The organism is Actinospineispora spinosispora DSM 44797, from assembly GCF_000429025.1.
GTDB classification, from domain to species: domain Bacteria; phylum Actinomycetota; class Actinomycetes; order Mycobacteriales; family Pseudonocardiaceae; genus Pseudonocardia; species Pseudonocardia spinosispora.
In genome coordinates this window covers 1-2,114 of the sequence record NZ_AUBB01000082.1, presented here as the reverse complement: position 1 = coordinate 2,114, position 2,114 = coordinate 1, and the positions used below count along the sequence as shown (strand labels likewise).

1 protein-coding gene is annotated in these 2,114 nt (G+C 69.7%); it reads left to right on the top strand.

The features are described 5' to 3' along the window. Positions 1-2,114, top strand: a 2,114-nt coding sequence (locus G406_RS59040; protein ID WP_037078259.1) for a hypothetical protein, incomplete at both ends; no start/stop codon positions are given.

Sequence of the window (2,114 nt, the reverse complement as noted above, 5' to 3'; positions counted from 1 at the left end):
TACCACCTGGAACCGACCCAGTTCCTGCTGATCTGGAGCACCTACCTCGCCTGGACCGGCGAGTCGGTCTTCGCCATGTGGCACGACTACAAGACCTGGCAGGCCGAACGCAAGAAGGCGGCCGCGCACAAGGCTCCCCAGGCTCAGGCGCTGTTCTGGACCTTGGCCTCGGCGCTGTCGCTCGGCACCTACGGCGTCGTCTACCTGCTGAACAACACCCCGGTGCTGACCGTGCTCAGCTCTACGATCGCCGTCACGTTCGCGGGGCTGGCCTGGTTGATCAACCGCAAGGCACCCGCTGCCAAGCGCGTCACCATCCGCTCGGCGTGGACCTCGCTCGGCAGCCCCAAGGGCATCACCACCCTCGGCTTCCTGGTGACGACGGCGATTGTCGCCACCACGATCGGCCTAGGACCCATCCCGGTCTACGCCGTGGTCGGCAGCCTCATCGCCTTCGCCGTGCGCGGCCTCGCCAACGTCGCGCTCAAGAGGTTCACGAACCTGCCCCCGTGGGCGGTGGCCGCCCTCAAGACGATCGTGGCCCTGACCTGGATGGTCAACCTCACCCTGCACCTGCCTGCCGCGTTCGCCACCGGCGGGCTGCCCGCACTCGTCAACGGTCTGTTCGCCGCCGCTGACGCCCTGTTCCTCGTCGGCGCCGTGCCCGCCGCGCTCGACGGGGTCGCCACCGCGCTACCCGCCACGTGGCAGGCACACGTCACCGTGCACGTCCCCGCCAACCAGTTCACCCGCTGGGCGGGTTGGCTGTCGGTCCCCACCATCACGGTGGCCGCGGGTCTGCTCGGCTACACCCTCATCGCGCCGGTGGCCACCTGGCTCACCGTCGTCCCGGTGGTCCTGGTCGCCGGCGCGCACATCCCGGCCAGCCGCATCGTCCGCAAGGTCTCCTGGATCACGATCCCCACCTCGATGGTCGCGGTCGGCCTGTTGGGTTCCCAGATCGGCTTCCTCACCGGGCCGTGGCACGCCGTCCCGATCGCTGTCCTCACCGGTGCCTTCGTCTACCTCACCCAATCCACCCTCGCCGCCACGCCGCTGGGCAAGCACCTCGCCGCGCGCAACCGTCTCGGCGCCGTCCTGCTGAGCCCGTGGCAGACCTGGAAGGGCTCGCTCTTCCTCAACGCTCCCAACACCGGCGGACTGGCACTCGCCGCCTACGGCCTCTACCTGCTGTGGACCCAGCACCTCACCGACCCGCGTGGCGTCACGGTCATCACGACCGCCGTGCTGGCGATCATCGGACGACTGCTCTACGTCATCAACCGTCGAGCCGGACCGAGCGGCCCCAGCACCCCAGGAACCCCCGGCACGCCGGGCGGCCCCGCGACACCGGGCACCCCGGGCACACCGGCTACCCCGGCGGCGCCGGCCGCCCCGGCGACACCGGGCACCCCGGCGGCACCGGCCACACCGGCGTCCCCCGCTGCCTCGGCGGCCACGCCCGCCCCGAGCACGCCGAGCCACGGCCGGTTCGTGCGGGCGGCGAAGTGGCTGATCAGCCCGATCGGCCGGACCGCCCTCGTCACCGTCGTCGGGTTGACCGCCAGCATCCTGGTGGTTCAGGAGTACCCGCTGCCCGGCTGGACCGGCATGGTCATGTTCCCGGTCCGAGGTCTGGCCAACTGGATCCCGGCCAGCCCCTGGTTCTCCGGCAGCACGCTGTTCGCCGACCGGAAGGACGGTTCCCAGACCATCCCGACGCGGATCGTCAACACCGTGCGCCCGCTCACCCAGCTGGTCAACTCCTACATGTTGCTGCTGGGCATGCTGACCCTCCCGGTGATGAGCGTCGATTTCTGGGTCAACGCGACGTTCCTCGACGCCAACGCCAGCTTCTTCGTCATCGGCACCGTCGCCGCGATCGCCGGCTGGCACGGCAGGAAGAACCCGACCCGGACGAGCAAGAAGTGGAAGCACGTCGCCCGCTGGACGACCAACAACGCCTACCTGGCGGTCCTCGCCTCGATCCCGCTGATGGGCATCCAGCTCACCGAGCCTAACTACCACCTGGAACCGACCCAGTTCCTGCTGATCTGGAGCACCTACCTCGCCTGGACCGGCGAGTCGGTCTTCGCCATGTGGCACGACTACAA